Source organism: Bifidobacterium sp. KRGSERBCFTRI, from assembly GCF_025908335.1.
The window spans coordinates 942,693-960,814 of the sequence record NZ_CP109653.1; the positions used below are offsets into that span (position 1 = coordinate 942,693).

15 protein-coding genes and 1 tRNA gene are annotated in these 18,122 nt (G+C 60.6%); 13 read left to right on the forward strand and 3 right to left on the reverse strand.

What is annotated here, in order from left to right; translation table 11 throughout:
• Positions 1–12: 12 nt before the first annotated feature.
• Positions 13–549, forward strand: coding sequence for a low molecular weight protein-tyrosine-phosphatase (locus OGI63_RS03955; protein ID WP_004268724.1), 537 nt, complete (start codon positions 13–15; stop codon positions 547–549).
• A 98-nt stretch (positions 550–647) separates the two neighbouring features.
• On the opposite strand, the gene galE is transcribed toward OGI63_RS03955, so the two are convergent.
• Positions 648–1,658 carry a UDP-glucose 4-epimerase GalE gene (gene galE / locus OGI63_RS03960; protein WP_004268726.1) on the reverse strand — a complete coding sequence of 337 codons (1,011 nt, stop codon included), beginning with the start codon at positions 1,656–1,658 and terminating at the stop codon, positions 648–650.
• Between the two features lie 336 nt (positions 1,659–1,994).
• On the opposite strand from galE, the gene trmB reads away from it, so the two are divergent.
• A complete protein-coding gene (gene trmB / locus OGI63_RS03965; RefSeq protein WP_004268728.1) occupies positions 1,995–2,840 on the forward strand; it encodes a tRNA (guanosine(46)-N7)-methyltransferase TrmB in 846 nt (281 codons plus the stop codon).
• 117 nt (positions 2,841–2,957) lie between these two features.
• Positions 2,958–3,029 (forward strand) — tRNA-Glu (locus OGI63_RS03970).
• A gap of 420 nt (positions 3,030–3,449) precedes the next feature.
• On the opposite strand, the gene OGI63_RS03975 is transcribed toward OGI63_RS03970, so the two are convergent.
• Positions 3,450–4,517, reverse strand: a complete 1,068-nt coding sequence (locus tag OGI63_RS03975) for a YdcF family protein (protein WP_004268730.1) — start codon at positions 4,515–4,517, stop codon at positions 3,450–3,452.
• Between the two features lie 146 nt (positions 4,518–4,663).
• Here OGI63_RS03975 and OGI63_RS03980 point away from each other — a divergent pair, with 146 nt between their 5' ends.
• The 10 genes from OGI63_RS03980 to OGI63_RS04025 all read left to right on the forward strand — a co-directional run bounded on the left by OGI63_RS03980 (position 4,664) and on the right by OGI63_RS04025 (position 17,772).
• Entirely contained in the window at positions 4,664–5,659 is a 996-nt protein-coding gene (locus OGI63_RS03980; protein WP_004268732.1) for a 5'-nucleotidase, read from the forward strand.
• A gap of 253 nt (positions 5,660–5,912) precedes the next feature.
• Positions 5,913–6,338 (forward strand): protein kinase, encoded by a 426-nt coding sequence (locus OGI63_RS03985; protein WP_012754367.1) that lies wholly within the window; start codon positions 5,913–5,915, stop codon positions 6,336–6,338.
• Between the two features lie 25 nt (positions 6,339–6,363).
• On the forward strand, positions 6,364–7,911 hold the full coding sequence (locus OGI63_RS03990) for an ATP-dependent nuclease (protein ID WP_004268738.1): 1,548 nt from the start codon (positions 6,364–6,366) through the stop codon (positions 7,909–7,911).
• Positions 7,912–8,044: 133 nt separating this feature from the next.
• Positions 8,045–8,407 (forward strand): hypothetical protein, encoded by a 363-nt coding sequence (locus tag OGI63_RS03995; protein ID WP_004268740.1) that lies wholly within the window; start codon positions 8,045–8,047, stop codon positions 8,405–8,407.
• Positions 8,398–9,201: a cutinase family protein gene (locus OGI63_RS04000; RefSeq protein WP_004268742.1), complete on the forward strand. Its 804-nt coding sequence runs from the start codon at positions 8,398–8,400 to the stop codon at positions 9,199–9,201. Before OGI63_RS03995 ends, OGI63_RS04000 begins: the two co-directional genes overlap by 10 nt.
• Entirely contained in the window at positions 9,123–10,562 is a 1,440-nt protein-coding gene (locus OGI63_RS04005) for a DUF2130 domain-containing protein (protein WP_280114336.1), read from the forward strand. The genes OGI63_RS04000 and OGI63_RS04005 overlap by 79 nt, the downstream gene beginning before the upstream one ends.
• 113 nt (positions 10,563–10,675) lie before the next feature.
• Positions 10,676–12,250 carry a DUF3375 domain-containing protein gene (locus OGI63_RS04010; RefSeq protein ID WP_004268756.1) on the forward strand — a complete coding sequence of 525 codons (1,575 nt, stop codon included), beginning with the start codon at positions 10,676–10,678 and terminating at the stop codon, positions 12,248–12,250.
• A gap of 1 nt (position 12,251) precedes the next feature.
• Positions 12,252–13,061: a DUF4194 domain-containing protein gene (locus OGI63_RS04015; protein WP_004268760.1), complete on the forward strand. Its 810-nt coding sequence runs from the start codon at positions 12,252–12,254 to the stop codon at positions 13,059–13,061.
• Positions 13,058–16,555: an ATP-binding protein gene (locus tag OGI63_RS04020; protein WP_004268761.1), complete on the forward strand. Its 3,498-nt coding sequence runs from the start codon at positions 13,058–13,060 to the stop codon at positions 16,553–16,555. The genes OGI63_RS04015 and OGI63_RS04020 overlap by 4 nt, the downstream gene beginning before the upstream one ends.
• Positions 16,552–17,772, forward strand: a complete 1,221-nt coding sequence (locus OGI63_RS04025; RefSeq protein WP_004268762.1) for a DUF3322 and DUF2220 domain-containing protein — start codon at positions 16,552–16,554, stop codon at positions 17,770–17,772. The genes OGI63_RS04020 and OGI63_RS04025 overlap by 4 nt, the downstream gene beginning before the upstream one ends.
• On the opposite strand, the gene OGI63_RS04030 is transcribed toward OGI63_RS04025, so the two are convergent.
• Positions 17,693–18,070, reverse strand: coding sequence for a hypothetical protein (locus OGI63_RS04030; RefSeq protein WP_012619726.1), 378 nt, complete (start codon positions 18,068–18,070; stop codon positions 17,693–17,695). The two genes, OGI63_RS04025 and OGI63_RS04030, sit on opposite strands and share 80 nt — an antisense overlap.
• Positions 18,071–18,122: the final 52 nt, after the last annotated feature.

The window sequence follows — 18,122 nt, forward strand, 5'->3', positions numbered from 1 at the left end:
GGAGAGAGACGAATGGGCACGAAACCGCAGCCGTACACGGTGATGACCGTGTGCACCGGCAACATCTGCAGATCTCCGATGGCTGAGATTATTCTGCGTCACGAATTCGAGGAGCGTGGGCTTGGCGATCGGGCGCGCGTGGAATCCAGCGGTGTGAGCAGCGAGGAGCACGGCAACCCGATTGATCGCCGTGCCGTGAAAGTGCTGCGTGAGCATGGGTACGACATTCCGCCGGAGCATTTCGCGCATCGCATCACCCCGAACGAGATCGCCGAGACGAACCTGTTCCTGCCCATGACTGCCTCGCATATGGGCGCGCTCATGCATATGCTGCCGTTGAGCAAGCGTTCGCATGTGTTTATGTATCGCAGTTTCGACCCGAACCTGCCAGACCCGCAGCCGGGACGTGAAAGCGACATCGATCTCGTCGACCCATGGTATGGGGGCCAGCGTGACTTCGAGATCGCCATCGACCAGATCGAGGAAGTCGCCCCATACATAGTCGACTATGTGGAGAAGCAGCTCGAGGCGCAGGACGCGACGAGGTAGGGGCATAAGCGTTCATTGCGCAGCATGGTCTGTACGATCTATGGAAAGGGCTCCGTTTCTGATGGAACGGAGCCCTTTCGCGTGCAGGATGGAATGCGTCAGTCGGTCTGCTTCCAGGTCTCCACGTCGATGTGGTGATCCGGGTTCGCCTGCCATGCGTTCCATGCGGATTCGACGATGTCTTCGACGTCGTACTTGGCATGCCAGCCCATCTCGGTGTTGATGCGCTCGGGGGAGCCGATCAGATGCGGCGGATCGCCGGCACGACGGCCCATGACGGTCTCCTTGAACGGCAGGCCGGTGACCTTCTTCACCTCGTCCACGATCTGACGCACCGAGGTGCCCTCGCCAGTGCCCACATTGAACACATCGTACTTGCGCTCGTCACGGTCAAGATACTTCAATGCGGCGATGTGCGCGTCGGCGAGATCGGAGACGTGAATGTAGTCGCGCACGCAGGTGCCGTCCGGAGTCGGGTAGTCGTCGCCGAAGATCGCCGGTGCCTTGCCCTGCTTGAGACGGTCGAAGAGCATTGGGATGAGGTTCAGGATGGCCGGGTCTTCGAGCTGGACGGGGCCGCAGCCGGCGACATTGAAGTAGCGCAGTCCGCAGAACCGAATGCCGTACGGCTGCTCACAGGCACGCGCCATCCATTCGCCGAACAGCTTGGTCTGGCCGTATGGGTTGATCGGAACCATCGGTTCGACGTCTTCGGGCACCACATCGACCGGCGGCACGCCGTAGGTTGCGGCGGATGAGGAGAAGACGAGCTTCTTCACGCCGGCCTCCTTCATGCCTTCGAGCACATTGAGCATGCCGTTGATGTTCTGCTGGTAGTACCACAGCGGCTTCTCCACGGATTCGCCGACCTGCTTGCGGGCTGCGAAGTGGATGACGGAGTCCACATTCTCGGCCTCCATGATCTCGGCGAGACGTTCGCCGGCTCCCGGTGTCGCGATGTCCATGCCGTAGAGGCGTGCGTTGCCGATGCGATTGGGCTTGCCGTAGCTCAGGTCGTCGACTACGACGACGTCTTCGCCGGCTTCGTGCAGTGCATGGACGACGTGCGCGCCGATGTAGCCGCAGCCGCCTGTGACAAGAACAGTCATGTTAAGCCTTTCCTTACAGCTGGTATGAACATAGGAATGGTAGAAATGTATCCGCAATGTTCATATATGTGCGTTTATAGTGTAACACTCGAACACTATCGAACACAAATCCGTCGTCGGTGTGTCGCCTGGCGAGCATGCCGGTTTCTGTTCGACTGTCGCGGAAAGGCAGCGCCCGCCGCCTTCCAGTCTAGAGGCCCTCCTGACGAATGTCGCCCGGCGTAACGCATTATGGCGATATTCGCGCGCGATGGAGTGCGGTGGAGCGGTGGGCGGTTTTGCCTGGGCGTGCGCTCGCTGGCCATTTCTCGGCTGTGTCGGGGTAGACTGAGCCGTATGACTGAGCAAAACAGGAATCTGGAGGAATCCGGCAACGGCGGTGCGGCGAACAATCCGCTTCACGGTCGCAAGGTTCTTTCGTTCGTGCGGCGTTCCGCGCGGCTCGATGCGCGGTTGCAACGGGCGCTCGACAACTATGCCGATGAGTACATCCTCTCCGATATCGCGCTGTCGGAGGGGAGTCTCGACCCGTGCGAAGGGTTCGTGTTCTCCCGGGACTATGTGCAAGGGCAGTGGGGGAACGACAATCCGCTGACCGTGGAGATCGGCAGTGGTCAGGGCGAGAATGTGGTGGCCGCGGCCGCGGAGCATCCCGAGCGCAATTTCCTGGCGCTCGAGGTGTATGACCCTGGTGTCGCGCACACCGTGCTGCTGGCGGGCAAGCGTGGATTGCGGAATCTGCGGGTGGCGCAGATCAACGCGCCTGAGTTGTTCGCGGTGATGGAGCCCGGTGTGCTTGACGAGGTGTGGACGTTCTTTCCTGACCCATGGCCGAAGATGCGGCATCACAAGCGCAGGATCGTGCAGCCCGAGCTTGCGCGTGACGTGCATGCGTCGCTTGGCGTCGACGGGGTGTGGCGCATCGCCACCGACATCGAGGACTATGCGTTGCATGTGCATGAGGTGATGGATGCACGGCGGGATTTCGAGAATCTCGGCACGCTGACGGTGAGCCTGCCTGTCGAGCATGTGGGCAAGGGCAATGCCGAGTCGGCCGCTGCGCTTCCCCATGCCGATTTCATGGAGTCGGAGCGTTTCGATGGCCGTGTGCTTACGAATTTCGAAAAGAAGGGACTGGCCGCGGGGCGCGTGATCCACGATTTCGCATACCGTGCCGTGTGAGGTGTCTGATTGCTCGTGCGTCCCGCCGACTTTCGGGGCTGCGGGGCGCCATGCAAGGCCGACACGCCGAATTTGCGCTATGAATGGATTCGTGTACTATTAATCGAGTTGTCGAAAGCCCCCTTCGTCTAACGGTTAGGACACCAGACTTTCAATCTGACAACGAGAGTTCGACTCTCTCAGGGGGTACAAAGTAAAAGCCTTGGAATTTCAACGATTCCAAGGCTTTTTCATTATCCGGTACCAACCCAGTAACAACACGCCGAAGAAAAACACCAGATCACCGCCACAGCCCGAACACACTTTTGTCACTTAACTTCGAATTCGACACTTACACTGCCAAAGTGTTGAATGTCTGGTCATCTGTTTGGGTTGCGGTATTCCTGTATACCTTGTACACCTTGGTTCTGCGTAAAAAGGGACATCTGAAGCAGCTATTTCGTCCCTTTTTACGTAAGAGAAGAGCAGGGGCGATTATTCCGTGTAAAAGGGGACGTATAAAAGCGGGGTTCGGTCTCTTTTTACGCAAGGGGGATTATTCTGTGTAACAGGGGATGTCTGGGTGCCTGGTTGTGTCTCTATTTACGCCAGAGTAGTTGTCGAGATGTGTTACGCGAGATGCTGGATCGCCTGCACGAGTCCGGCGACGCCGCTGACCCAGAACGGCGTGAGCAGGACGACCAGTATGACAATCTGCCATTTGCGCGTCATCGAAACATAGGCGATGAACTCGCGCAGCAACGCGTTCAGCGAGAAATACCAAGGAGTCTTCGAACCATAGCCGACGGCGTTCATATGCAGTTGCTTCGACAGCAACAGTGCGCGGAACACATGGTAGCCGGTGGAGACAATGGCCGTCTTCCCGTTTGGATCGGCGAACAGATTCCGTGAGAACAGCAGATTCTCGCGGGTGTTGCGTGAGCGCTCCTCGCAGACGGTGTTTGCCGGATCTGCGCCGTGAGCGAGCGCCCATGCCTTCATTGCCACGCCTTCGGGAACGTCTTCGCCTGCGCCCTGGCCACCGGAGAGGATGAGCCGCGCGTGCGGATCCTGCCGTTGGATTTCGATTCCCTTGGCGATGCGTTTTTGCAGCAGAGGGGGCACCGTCTCGCCGAAGAGCCCGGAGCCGAGCACGAGAATCTGTGCGATGTTCCTCGCTTTGCCGAAATGGATGAGATTGAGCGCGGAGGAGAGGCAGTAGATGGCGAGCTGGGCGGAGAAGTAGAACGTGCATGCGGAAAGCACGCCGAACACCCAGTTGACGGCGTCGTTGTGCACGCTCGCGACGATGGCCGGAAATACCAACAGGTCGGAGCAAATAAGCACGCCCAGCGCCAGCGACAGGCAATTGGCGGGGGAGAGGCCCTCGCGTCGCAGGAGTCGAATGCCTTCGGCGATGAGGAAGATGCCAAGGGCGAACGGAAACAGCAGCAATGCCACGGCGACGAGGGAGATGGCGATGAGCGCCAAGGTGCCGAGCAGGGAACCGGTGACATACTGAGATGCCGTCATGAGCAATACGATCGAGGTGGCCCCGATGCCAAGCAGCATGACGAAGGCGGAGAACCCGGACCACAACGAACGGCGGTTGAATGCCATGGTGAGCGCGAAGAATGTGACGCCAACGAGCAATGGGCACCATGTGAGCAGGGTCATCATTGCGGAATCGGCTTGCATGGGGTCTCCTTATGAGTGGATGAGCGACTATCATATGATAGCCAAATTCGGGCTGTGCTGAGTCCAGTACGCGTCGCGGCGGGGAATGCCGGTGCGGCCGCCCGGCGGTGCATTACAATGATTGAATCGGACGAACGGGAGGCGATATGGGGCAGACGCTCGATAACAAGGCATTGGTAATAGGCGTCGCGTCGAGCGCATTGTTCGACCTGGGTGAGAGCGACCAGATCTTCCGCGAGGAGGGTGTTGAAGCCTACGAACGATATCAGAACGAGCATTTGGACGAACCGTTCCGTCCTGGTGTCGCGTTCCCCTTCATTTCGAAATTGCTTGAGTTCAATTCGGTCTTCGACGGCGATGACCAGGGTGTGGAGGTGGTGGTGCTGTCGCGCAACAGTCCGCGCACCGGGTTGCGTGTGATGAACAGCATCGAGCATTATGGGCTCGACATCACTCGTTCGGTGTTCCGCAGCGGCATCTCGCCCTTCGAGTATATGAAGGCGTTCGACATGGCGCTGTTCCTCTCGGCTGATGATGCGGATGTGCGGGAGGCCGTGGCCGAGGGATTCCCAGCCGGCTGCGTGCTGCCGCTCAGTGATTCCGGAAACCGTGGCGATGGGACCGCGGCGGAGGCGACGCATGTGCACGAGTCGGGCGAGGAGCTGCGTGTAGCCTTCGACTTCGATGGCGTGCTCGCGGGCGACTCGGCGGAGCGCGTGTTCCGTGAGGCCCAGGTGAGCGACCCAGCCAATGCGCTTGAGAAATACAACGAGCATGAGGCTGACCTGGCGAACAGGCCGATCGAGGAGGGGCCGCTCAAACGGTTGCTTGAGGGCATCAACATACTGCAGAATGCGGCACGTGAATACAGGGAGGCCAATCCGGCGGCCCAGACCCCGAACCTGCGCGTCGCGCTCGTGACAGCGCGGAGCGGAAAGGCGCAGAAACGAGCCGTGAACACGTTGGAGGACTGGGGGTTGACGGTCGACGACGCGTTCTTCCTCGGAGGCCTGAACAAGGCGCCCTTCCTCAACCGCATGCAGCCCGACATCTTCTTCGACGACCAGATGGGCAATCTCGACCGGTACACGCTCTCCATACCCTCGGTGCACATCCCGTTCGGCGCGCACAACGGGGAATAGGTCGACGACGGGTGGCTAGGAAGAACTGAGGGCGCCATGTGGTCACGCGGTGGATGATTGCGGGGCATCATAGAATTCACAATGTGCATGTTATGCTGGAACAATGCAACCAAATAAGACGCTGAGCGTGAATGGCGAGCCCTTTGAGGTGCTACGGCTGCTTGGGAAAGGGAAGGGAGGCTACTCCTTCCTCGTTCGTTCTCAATCGCATTCGAAAACCGAATACGTGCTCAAACAAATGCACCATGAACCCATGCCATTCCTTCAGCCCAACGACAAAGTGCAGGCGGAGATCCGCGATTACCGCCGACTGTGCGAGCTCGGCATACGGTTGCCGGCGATGCTTGACATCGACATCGCCAAGGAGCGCATTCTCAAGGAATACATCGACGGCCCCACGGTCTACAATCTGGTGCTCACCGACCAGATGGACGACTCCTACGTGGACCAGGTGCGCGAGATGGCCAAGCGCCTGCAATCCCACCGTCTGAACATCGATTACTTCCCGACGAATTTCGTGGTGGAAAACGGGCTGGTGTACTATATAGACTTCGAATGCACCGCCTACACACGCGAACGCAGCTTCGACGGCTGGGGCGTCACCTACTGGTCGAAGACCCCTGAATTCCTGCGGTTCGTGGCCGCGCATGCACCGCATGCACCCGCTGCGGCGCAATGACATGATTTCAAGGAATCGGTGGCCCATGAGACTGACCTCGCTGAGCATTGCGAACCACAGCCGCGTCACCGATTTCCGAATCGACGTCCGCCGGCATCTCGTGCTGGTGGGTACGAATGAATCCGGCAAATCCTCCATTCTGCGGTGCCTCGATCTTGTGTTGGGCAAGTCGACCGCCGACCTGTATGCCACGGTCACTGCGGCGGATATTCGCGAGCCGCAACTGCCGTTCACCATTGCCGTCGAGCTGGAGAACGACGGCATGCACACTTGCATGCGCTTCGAGGCCGCGCTTGATGCCGATGGCGAGACCGTGCACATCTCGCGCACAATGGGAGACGATGGACACGTCGTGACCGCGGCCGATCTGGCGCGAATCGGCTGGGTGTACCTTTCCGATTCCTTCCCGTCGAACCGTGAGACCCAGCATGAGATTGTCGACGAACTGCTCGAAACCGTGCAACTTGAGCAGGAGGAAGCCGTTTTCGAGGCGGTCGCAGACCAGTACGCGCGCCTGTTGCACTCCTCGCCGGCCCTTCTCGCATTGCGCAAACGCATCGCCGACGCGCTCACGTCGGCGCTCCCGATGCGTTGCAATCCGAACAATCTCATGTTCGTGCCGGGTTCCAAACTCAACCGCAATCCGTTCAGCGACGTGCACCTGCAATTGCGCATGCACGGCAAGCAGCGTGGCCTATGGGAGCAATCGGGAGGCTTGCGGTCGATCTACACCGTTGCCTTGTATGATCTGCTCGACGAGCACGTGCATATCGTCGGTGTCGATGAGCCCGAAACGCATCTGCATCCGACGAGCCAGCGAAATCTGGCGCGATTGCTCAAGGAGGGGGCGAGCCAGAAGATCCTCGCCACGCACTCGCCCGACATCATAGGCGAATTCGAGCCCGACCAGATCGTCGTCGTGCGCGCGAACGGCGGCGTGGTCCAACCCCGTCGCGATTTCCTGAGCGAAGACGACAAGCTGCTTCTGCATATGTGGGTGCGCGACCGGCTCGAACCGCTCACCGCCGAGCATGTGATCGTGGTGGAAGGCGTGACGGATCGCGCGCTCGTCGAACATTGCGCCAATGTGACCGGGCGTAATCTCGATGCCCACGGCGTCGTGCTGCTCGAAGCAGGCGGTTGCCGTGAGATGCCCGCATGGCAGCGTGTGTTCGGCGAACACGGCTTCCGCGTGCCGCTCACGCAACTCGTTGACGAGGATGCCCAGGGCGATCTCGCACACCAGTACCATGTACGGGCCGGCGAACTTGAATCCAAGCTTGTGTTTGTCTCACACGTCGATCTCGAAGCCGAGTACATTCGCGCACTGGGAGTCGATCTCGCATACGAAGCGCTTTCACAGAGCAATCTGTTCCGCCCGGCGGAGACGAAGTCGTTGCGCACGGCACGCCAGCAGGGGACGCTGAATGAGAGCATGCTCGCAGATTTCTGCCGCATGCGCGCGAACAAGACGCGTGCCGTGCTTGCCGTGCTGCCCCGGATCAGCGCGAAACGGGCTCGTAGGATCGACAGTGTGCAAAGACTGCTCACTTCGGTGATCGGTCTGGCATGAGCTCCTCCCCAGATGATTGCGAATGCTGGCGTTCGCTATGGCATTCCACAGCCGTCGCTTGACAGTGACACCTCGAATTGCCAGTATGTTCGATACGACTCGAATATGCTGGCAATCTCAATATGGAGTGGGTATGGTGTCTCGAACGATCGGAACACGGTGCAGATCACTGTTGGCTGCCGTGGGTGCGTTGACGTTGTGCGTGGCGCTGGGGGCGTGCGGTGCGAGGCATGACGAGCGCGCTGCGGAAGGCAGATCGCAGGTCGCTCCCTCGCCCACACCCTCGCAGACTGCTCAGGAACGCACGCGCGGCACGGACTCGTTGCTTTCCGCCGATCTGATCGAACAGATTCGCCAACTGGACGGCAACTCGGATCCGCAGACCACGCGTTCGGTGTTCGCCGGCATTCTCTTCAACGGTCCGGGCCATGAGAGCCCGGGCGGTCCGGGGCGTGGGGCGACTCCGGATGCGACGCGAACAAGCCGGTGCGCGTGATCACCGTGCGTGGTACGAACGAGCAACTCAACGGCGGCATGCTGGGGCCGCTCGCGCAGCAGATCGCAAGTGCGTCCCCGGGTCACATTCAAGTGACACCACTGGAGTATGCGGCAAGCGTGGAGCCCGGAACGCAGGCGGACGGCGTGAATCTGCTCATGAGCACCCTCAATGGGCAGGCCGAGCAGTGCCCGGCGCAGCACACCGTGCTGCTCGGGTACTCGCAGGGAGCGATGGTGGTGGGGGACGCGCTGAGCGCGCCCGATGTGCGGCCGAACGAAGACAACGGGTATACGCTTAGTGACCGGGCCTCGGAGAATGTCATCGTAGCGGAATTGTTCGGCGACCCACGCTTCAACAGCGAGACATCGTATGACGTCGGCGATTTCACCAAAGGCACGAACGGCGTGATGGGAGCCCGCGGCCCGCACGAGCTCGACCGATATGCCTCGCGTACACAGAGCTATTGCAATTACGACGACCCGATCTGCCAGACGTATGGGTCGCGTAAGGGGCACCGCGAATACGCGACGAACGGCTTGCGCGACCAGGCGCATACGCGCCGTGCTGCGGTGAATCGTCGCATGCGCATGCATATGCGCAATATATGGCGGGCGCATGTTCGTGGAATATCATGGAATACATATCGATGCACGGAAAGGGAGCCATGGCAAGCCATGAGATCAAGTGCCCGCATTGCGGGGAATCGTTCACCATCGACGAGGCGGGCTACGCCGACATCGTGCAGCAGGTGCGGGGGCAGGAATTCGACCGCGAACTCGAATCACGCCTGAAGCTGGCCGAAGACGACAAGGCGAAGGCGGTTGAGCTCGCACGGCAGAAGGCGAACAGCGAGCTGCAGCAGGCGAAGGCGAGCAAGGACGCCGAGATTAGTGAACTCAAAGCACAGCTGGCGGCATTCGAAGACCGTCAGAAACTCGCGGTGTCCGAAGCGGTGGGCGATGTGGAGAAGGAACGCGACGAGCTCCGCCACGAGGTGGAACGGCTGAAATCGGATGCCGAATCGGAGCGGGAGCTGGCCAAGGCGAATTTGGAGGCCGAGAAGGCGAAAGCGGCGGCCGAGAAGGACGTGCGGATCCAACAGCTGCAGTCGCAACTCGACAATGTGCAGACCTCGAAGCAGCTCGAGATCGCCGAGCAGGTGGGCAAGGTCGAACGTGAGTGCGACCGGCTGCGTGGTGAACTCAGCACGGCGAAGATGCAGCAGGAACTCGAGCTCAAGTCGGTGCGGGAGCAATACGAGGTGCAGCTGCGTGACCGGGAAGACGAGATCGAGCGTCTGCGCGATTTCAAAACGCGGCTCTCCACGAAGATGGTGGGCGAATCGCTGGAACGGCACTGTCAGGACGAATTCAACAAAGTGCGCATGGGTTCGTTCCCGAACGCATACTTCGAAAAGGACAACGATGCGCGAACCGGCAGCAAGGGCGATTTCATCTTCCGTGATTACGACGGACCGGAGGATGACGAGGGTCGCACCGAGTTCATCTCGATCATGTTCGAGATGAAGAACGAGAACGAGACGACCGCCACGAAGCACAGGAACGAGGACTTCTTCAAGGAGCTCGACAAAGACAGGCGCGAGAAGGGCTGCGAATATGCGGTGCTCGTGTCGATGCTCGAAGAGGACAGCGACCTGTACAACCAGGGGATCGTCGACGTCTCGTACCGCTACCCGAAGATGTACGTGATTCGCCCCCAATACTTCATCCAGATGATCACGCTGTTGCGCAACGCGGCACGCGGCACCTTGGAATACAGGCGCGAACTGGCCGAAATGCGCGCCCAGAACATCGACATCACGAACTTCGAAGACAAGCTCAACGAATTCAAAAGCGGATTCGAACGCAATTACGAGCTCGCCTCGAAGAAGTTCCAGACCGTGATCGACGAGATCGACAAGTCGATCGACCACCTGCAGAAGACGAAGAAGGCATTGCTCGGTTCCGAAGACAACCTGAGGATCGCGAACAAGAAGGTGCAGGAGGTGACGGTGCGCCGCTTGACATACAAGAATCCGACGATGCAGGAGAAATTCAAGCAGGCGCGGGCTGTGCGGGACGAGGAGAAGGCGATCGGGAAGGTTCCCGAGGTCGGGATCGAGCTCGCCGAAGACACCGGCGTGGAGAGATAAGGCCAGCCCGCAAGGATCTGCACAAGGGTGAGCCGCAGATGAATGCGGTGATCTGTTCTGATTGCGGCATTCGGTGGATTCGGTAGAATACAAGGACGGGAAGGAGCGGCGGCATGGCGGATGTGCGGAGCGAGCTGGCGCAGTTGAGGCCGGTGTATGAGACCGGCGTGCTGCGCATGCTGCTGCATAAGTATTCCGACATCTACATCGCCATGCTGCGCGCCTGCTTCGACCCGCTCACTGCAGAAGTCCCGCAGGAGCGACTGCTGGCGCGTATGCGCGAGGCGATCGGCGAGCTCGCCGCCGATGGCACCTACACTCCGCGTGAGGGCGAGGACGACATGATGGCCGCCCGGCGCATACTCAAGGAGCTCAAAGCCGAGGATGCCGGCGACTACGCGTGGGTGGCCGATTCGATCGACCGCCGCCAGCACAGGCTCATGTGCCGCCTGACCCAGCGTGCCCATAGAGCCATCGAGGCATTGGCAACGCTTCAGCAACGCACGGTGTCGCTGTCCGGTGCGCAGGTGAATTCGATCATCATGGAGATCGAGAGCGCGCGCAAACAGCTCACCGTGAATGTGGAGGAGCGCATTGAGCTGCTCGAACGCGAGATAGAGGAGCGGCGACACCAGATCGACAATCTCAAGGCGCATGGCATTGGGCAGCGGCCCACTCGCGAGCAGGTGTCTGACATCATCAACGTCGTGTACAACACGCTGCGCGGTGTGCCTGTCGATTTGCGTGAGTTGGTGATCACCGAGCGTGACAATGGCGATGCGTTGCGACGGCGCATCGACGACGGTTCGATGAGCAGCAATGACATGCTCACGTTCTACCACGAGGAATACGAGCGCACGTACCGGCTCAGCGACGAGGGACGCCGCTTCAACGATGCATTCCAGGTAATGTATGCCCCGCAGAGCCGCGAGGAGCTCAATGAGGCGCTGCAAGACATCTCGAACAGCGAATGGCTGCATGGCGAGGCCGACGACCTCATGAGCGTGGTCAATCGGGAGTTCGAAGACATCTACGACGGCATAGACGATGTGCGTCACCAGATTCGTGTGACCGACGAAAGCGTGAAGCTTCTGGTGAGGCAGCAGACCGACATGCAGTTCCGCACGATGTCTCGTCAGCTCGCGAAGCTGTTCACCCAGTTGGGTGAGTCGGTGCATGCGAAAGGCCGCTACGACATTGGCACGGCGACCACCTCGTTGCTCACATTGCCGACCCGTGCGCGTGAAACACCCGTGAAAACCGCGGCTCCCGAACTGCAGATGCAGGCGGACGACGGCATCGCACAGGTCGATCTCAATGGCATCGTTGCGGCCGGCGGCCCACGCATCCACCATATGATCGAATTGGTGGCCGCGCACCCGGTGCTCATCGACGATGCCGGCGATGCGCTCGCCGATTCCGTTGTCGACATCGCAGCCAGTTTCAACGAACTTCCCGCCGACGAACGCCGTGAGAGCGAAATCGTGGGCTTCCTGAGTTATCTGGGTTCCGCGTCGCCTGCCGGTGCCGCTGGCAATAGCGATGGCGGCCAGATTCCCGTGCCCCGCGAGAGTCTATGGCATTGCGTGACCACCGACGGTCGGACTCGCGTATGGCGCACCTGCGCGCTGTTCGTGCCCGGGCAGGTGCTGAAGGATTTTCTCGACGATACCATGGTGGAGGACTGATATGGCGATGGACGACAGCACCGGGCAGGGAATTGCCGGCGATGCCAATCTGGGCATGGTCTCGAAGGTGCTCAGTGCCGAGTATGAGGAAGGTGTGGCCGACGAGGCCGGCATGGCCGATCTGGCCAATGTGCACGCACTGTTCGATGGTGACATCGGCGACATGCCCGCACCCGCCCGTGAGGCTGCGATTGCGCTGAAACGCAACAGGTCGATCAGCGGCGACATGTACCACCAGGCACTCGACTATATGGAACACGTGCGGCGTTCGCTCAACAACGACATGCTCGTGCCGGTCATCGACACCTACTATGAGGTGATGTATGCGGAGCCGATCACCGCCGATGAATACGGCATACGATCGCTCAAGACCCGTGCCAGCCTGAGTGCCCGTGAGGCGGTGATGCTGGCCGCGCTGCGGCGCAAGGTGCTCGACTACGAGAATGTGGGCGCCGCGGCCGCCGATTGGCTCATTTCGAAGGAGGAGATCGTCAACACGATGTCCACCGGCGCGGGCCCGCTTGCCGGCCGCAATTCGGAGGAGGCGGTGCAGGCGCAGGTGGACCGCCTGATCGGCAGTGCGAAGAACAACGGCTTCCTGGCGCCTGTCGAAGATGACGAAGGCATGTATGTGATCACCAAACTCGTGCCCGTGGTGCTCAATCCGGAGCGCATCGCCGCATGGCTCGGCGCGGACGACGCATCGACCGCACAGCCCGAACCGGATGGAACAGGTGACGATTCCGACGGCTCCGGGCATACCGGCCAAGACGAACACCCCGAAGATGACGATATGGAGGCGCTGTTTTGAGCGAGACTTCCGACATCTATGCCTCGATTGAACTCATGCCGCCGCATTGGGCGCTTGCCTCGCGGCAATTGGTGAATTGGGGTTCCTACGACGGCTACCATGTATTCGAGCCTTCCACCGCCGGAAACGATACGGTGACGTTGCTCACCGGCCAGAGCGAATCGGGAAAATCCACACTCGTCGATGCGCAGGTCTCGTTGCTCTACCCGGCGAATGCCGCATTCAACAAGGCCTCGAACGCCGGACGCTCCGATCGCAGCGACTACTCATACCTGTTGGGGCTGAGGGGAATCCGCAACAACAACGGGCACGACGAACCGGTCTACCTGCGCGGGCGCAGCGGGAACGGGGAGCCGTACGCGGTATGGGGTGCGATCGTCGACCACTATGTCGACACCGCCAACAGCGGCGCGTTATGGATTGCCAAGTTCATGTATCTGCCTGCGGACGGCGCGCCGGAGAGCATGGTGAAGCTCTACGTGGTCTCCGGCTATGCAATCGACCCGCGGCTCATGGATGCACATCGCGAGGAGCGCTTCTCGGTACCGCTTATCAAGCAGGTGTACCCAGGTGTCACCGTGTATAACTACGCGAAGCAGTTCCACGAAGACATCTGGAAACGATTCGGCCTCACTGAGTCCGCGTGCCGTCTGCTTCACCGCATGCAGGCCTCCGACGCGCCCTCCCAGCTCGATGACATCTTCCGCAAAGGTGTGCTCAATGAGCCGCGCGCCGTTGAGTTCGGCAAGCTCGCCATCGATGATTACGAACAGTTCGCCGAGAATTTCTCGAGTATGGAGCGTACGCGCAAGCGAGTGCGGCAGCTGGAGGCGATTGCCTCCGAGTTCGCCGAGTATGAGTCCGCCGAACGCGGTGTGCGCGAGCTTTCCACCATCGCCCCCGAGCAGGGCGATAGCGCACGGATTCGCACCCAATGGCTTGACGATCGCATTCATGCCGACATCACCGAAGTCCTGCCCGAATATGAGCAGCATGCCACGGACTGCAGTGCCAGTGCACAGGCCGCCAAAGAGCGGGCGGAGCAGATGCGGGAACAGGCCGACTCGCTCAATAGGCAGCTTCAGGGTATGGGAGGCGACGAGATAAGCCGTCTGGAAGACCGCATTCGCGATGCACAACGGCGCCAACGCGAAGTGTTGGGACGCAGGGAGCTGTTGGCCTCCCGATTCAGTGCCTCTGGCGAAGCATTGCCGGAAAGTCGCGGGCAGTGGGATGCATTGGTGGCCGAATACACGCAATTCGAATCGGAATACCAGCAGCGTAAAACCGAATTGCACGGGTTGCAGTACCCATTGATCGACGCCCAGAAGAAAGCCGAACAGCGAACCAAGGCACTCGAGAAGGACTTGGAACGCAAACGCCAGTCGAAGACGCGCATCTCCAGCGATATGGACGAGGCCCGCAATATGATTGCGCGCGCCACCGGCCTGAGCCCGCAGGAGCTGCCTTATGCGGCGGAGCTCATGGACGTGGGCGAGGAGAACGAGGAGTGGCGCACCGCCATGAACGTGGCATACCGGTCGCTCGCAACGGTGATTCTGGTCGACAGTTGCCATGAGAACGGCTTCGCAGCGAAAGTCTCGCAGATTCCCCAGGAGGCGCTCCCACGACGCAACTGGCGGTTCGTCGACACGAGCGTCCATGTGGAGGCTGAGGAGCGTGAAGGGTGGCTGTCGAGCAAGCTCACGTTCAACGTGGAATCTCCGTTCGCCGATTGGCTTCGTGCCCGGGTGACCGAGGCGCGGTACGACGCATGGTGCGTGGAGGCGATCGACGACACCAATGAGACGACGCGCCAGGTGCAGCGCGACGGGCAGATCAAGGAAGGTCGGAAGGGCAGTCACGGCACCAAGAACATGCCTGCCGTCATCGGATTCGTCACCGATGCCTATCTGCGCGATCTGGAGGCAGACATTGCCGAGGCGCGCAAGACGCGGGATGCCGCAACTCGCGATCTCGAACAGTACGACGTGCAACTCAACGCGCTTGAGCAACGCCATAGTCTGGCCCAGACGCTGCAGGACCATGCATGGAACGACATAGACGCATATGGTGTGGAGGAGGAAATCGCCAGCCTCCAACAACGCGTCGACGAACTCGAGCAGAACCCCGAACTGGCACAGCTCAATGCCACGCTGAAAGTCCAGCAGCAGGAAATGGCCAAGGCGAACAGTGCATGCTATGCCGCGGAAGACAAACTCAAGCGGGCGAATGCGGCGGTGAGGTCGACCCGGCAGTGGCTGGAAGCGTATGACCGGCGCACGCAATCCGTGGAACGCCGGCCTTTGAACGAGGCATGCGGTCGGCTGCTTGAACGGGGATATCTGGCATACTTCGGCGAGAGCACACAATCGGCGAACGAACGAATGGGCAGAATACTCGGTTTGGACGGGCAATCCTGCACCTCACTGGGCGGCCATGTACGCGAGAACGAGGCCTGCGCCAAACACGTACGCGAACTGCTCGGCACACTCGCCCAAACCGTGGGCAGGCAGGTGAAGGAACTGGCTACACAGCGCGACAACCGGAAACGGTCATGCGAGGCGAGCATGCGCTCGTACCTCGACCAGTATGCGTCAGGCGACGAACGAGTGAGCGCCGAGGTGGAGAACGAGCGGTACTTCAGGAAAGACCTGGAGGAGCTCAAACCAGGGGTGATCGGCGACGAGGCGACGAACGTGGAGTACATGAACTCGCTCGACAAGATGCTCCAGGACCTCGTGCAGTTGCAGACGATGCTCAAACTTGACCAGCAGAGGATCACCGAACAGATCGGCAAAATCAACCATCTGCTTGAACGGTACCCGTTCGGGGCGCGAGGCGGTAGGCTGTCGATCGTCGTGCAGGTGCACAGGCCCGATGCGAAGTTCACCACGGCACTCACCGGGCAAATCGGCCGCATCAATGCGTTCAAGGCAAACGACGAGCATGACGTGGAGAGGTGCCGAAAGCTGTTCGCCGGCCTTGCGGGACTCATCGAGATGCTGCGCGGCAGCTTCGACGAATATGCGGGCAACGGACGTGGCAACGCGAACCTCGACCCACGCAAACGCTCACGGTTCTTCGGGTCGGTGACGAACCCGGATGGCGTGGTGGAATCGATCAACTCCACCGGCGGCGGCTCGGGCGGCTATTTGCAGGAGCTCACGTCGTTCGCCTACGGCGCGGCGCTCATGTATCTGCTCGCCACCGACAACGCAACCGAACCCTCGTATGCCACCGTCTTCCTCGACGAGGCGCTCATCAAAGCCGACGGCCAGTACACGCGCCGTGCATTGAGCGTGCTGCCGGGACTCGGCTTCCAAGTGATCGTTTCGGCACCGGAATCGAAGACCGGCGAGATCATGGGTTCGGCTTCGAAGGTCATTGTGGCGCGCAAGGACCAGGCCAGCGGCAGGACGACGCTGATGCAGGGAGATCTGCTGGGGGACGCTGATGGCGATGAGTCCTCGATGGGGGAGCGGTCCGAGTGACGGATACGGCGACGCTCAAGACTCCGGCGGATGTGCGCGGCGATGTGGCGCGCATTGTACAGCGCGAGTTGTTCGCCGCCGAGAGTCCATGGCCGCGCACGATTCACATTCCGTGGCCCAAGGAGACGCAGCTCGTCGCCGATGTGGCCGGCGTGCATGCGGCGAATAATGCGTTGAAGGAGTTCGCGGCACGATTCGGCTGCCAAACCGACTTCATCTCGCGCAAAATGGGCACGGCCGTGTCGCTTGTCGCGCATATCCATGTGCCTGACGAGGCCACGGCGCTCGCCATTGCGGGGCCTACGCTGCGACGCCCTCGCGAACGAGTGTTGGCCAGAGCGGCGCAGCTCGAGCAACGATGCCATGTCGACCATGCGCTCGCCATGGACGTGGTACGCAGGTTGAACAACGAATCCGACGTCGATTTCGGGTTGTTCGTCGAAGCCGCGCAGTGGTTCGGCCGGCATTGGGCCGAAGTGCCGGGGCTCACCGCTCGTGAGATCCCCTTGCCCGGGTTTTCGGCGAAATGGCTGGCAGGTTCACGATCCCGCAGGCGGGCGGCGATCTGTACAGTGCTCGGTGTGGATCGGCTGCCGCTGCGGGAACGCCCGGGCGAGGTGCGGTACCGGTACATGGACCAACGGTTCGCCGCCGAACCTGACCGTGTGGCGACCTCGGTGCAGTGCGTTCCCGAACGCCCCGTCTCGCTGGCCGTCATTGTGGAGAACAAAGACACCTACCAAGCCATGGGCCCCATTGACGGAGCCGTATGTGTGTTCGGCTCCGGATTCGCCGTGAACCGGGTACCCGAACTGTTGCCCTGGCTTGCCGGTGATGGGGTGCGCGTTGTGTATTGGGGCGACATCGATGCTGCGGGATTCGAGATTCTCAGTGGGCTGCGGGCTTCGGGGGTCGCTTGTGAGAGCGTATTGATGGATCGCATGACCTATGCCGAATACGAGCGTTTCGGCACGACGAGGGATGCGGCGAGCCATGAGATTCGCTGCGGCGAACCGAAGCATGGGCTGCATCTCAGTCCGGAGGAGTATGCGCTGTACCGTGACCTGTGCACGGGCGAACTTGCCGTGCCGCGCATCGAGCAGGAACGCATTCCGATTGCTGAATTCATGCGCTTGATCAGCGCAGGCCGGAGCGATGGAAGTGACGGTGCAAGAGCCGACCAATGCCATAGCCAATCGCTGCGCACACCAAAGTGATGCCGCCATACAGTGCGAATACGTCGATACCACGCGTCGCTGAAGCGAGTATGGCGATTTCGACGGCCGCTGCGGCGAGTCCGAGCCAGTACCCATGCACCGAACCTGCCGTGGCGGTCGCGGTTGCCGCGAGCGCCAGCACCGGGAACACGAACATGAGCATGAATCCCGTGATGAATCCATATTGGTCGGTGCATCGCAGCACGATGGCGATCAACATGCCGATGCCGAGGATGATCCACCCGATGGTCATAAGCAGGCGACTGGTGCCACGATTCGCATCAGTGTGCTCCGTCATACTGGAAGTCCCCTGTTTGTGGAGTGTGCGGAACTCATTCCATCATATCGGA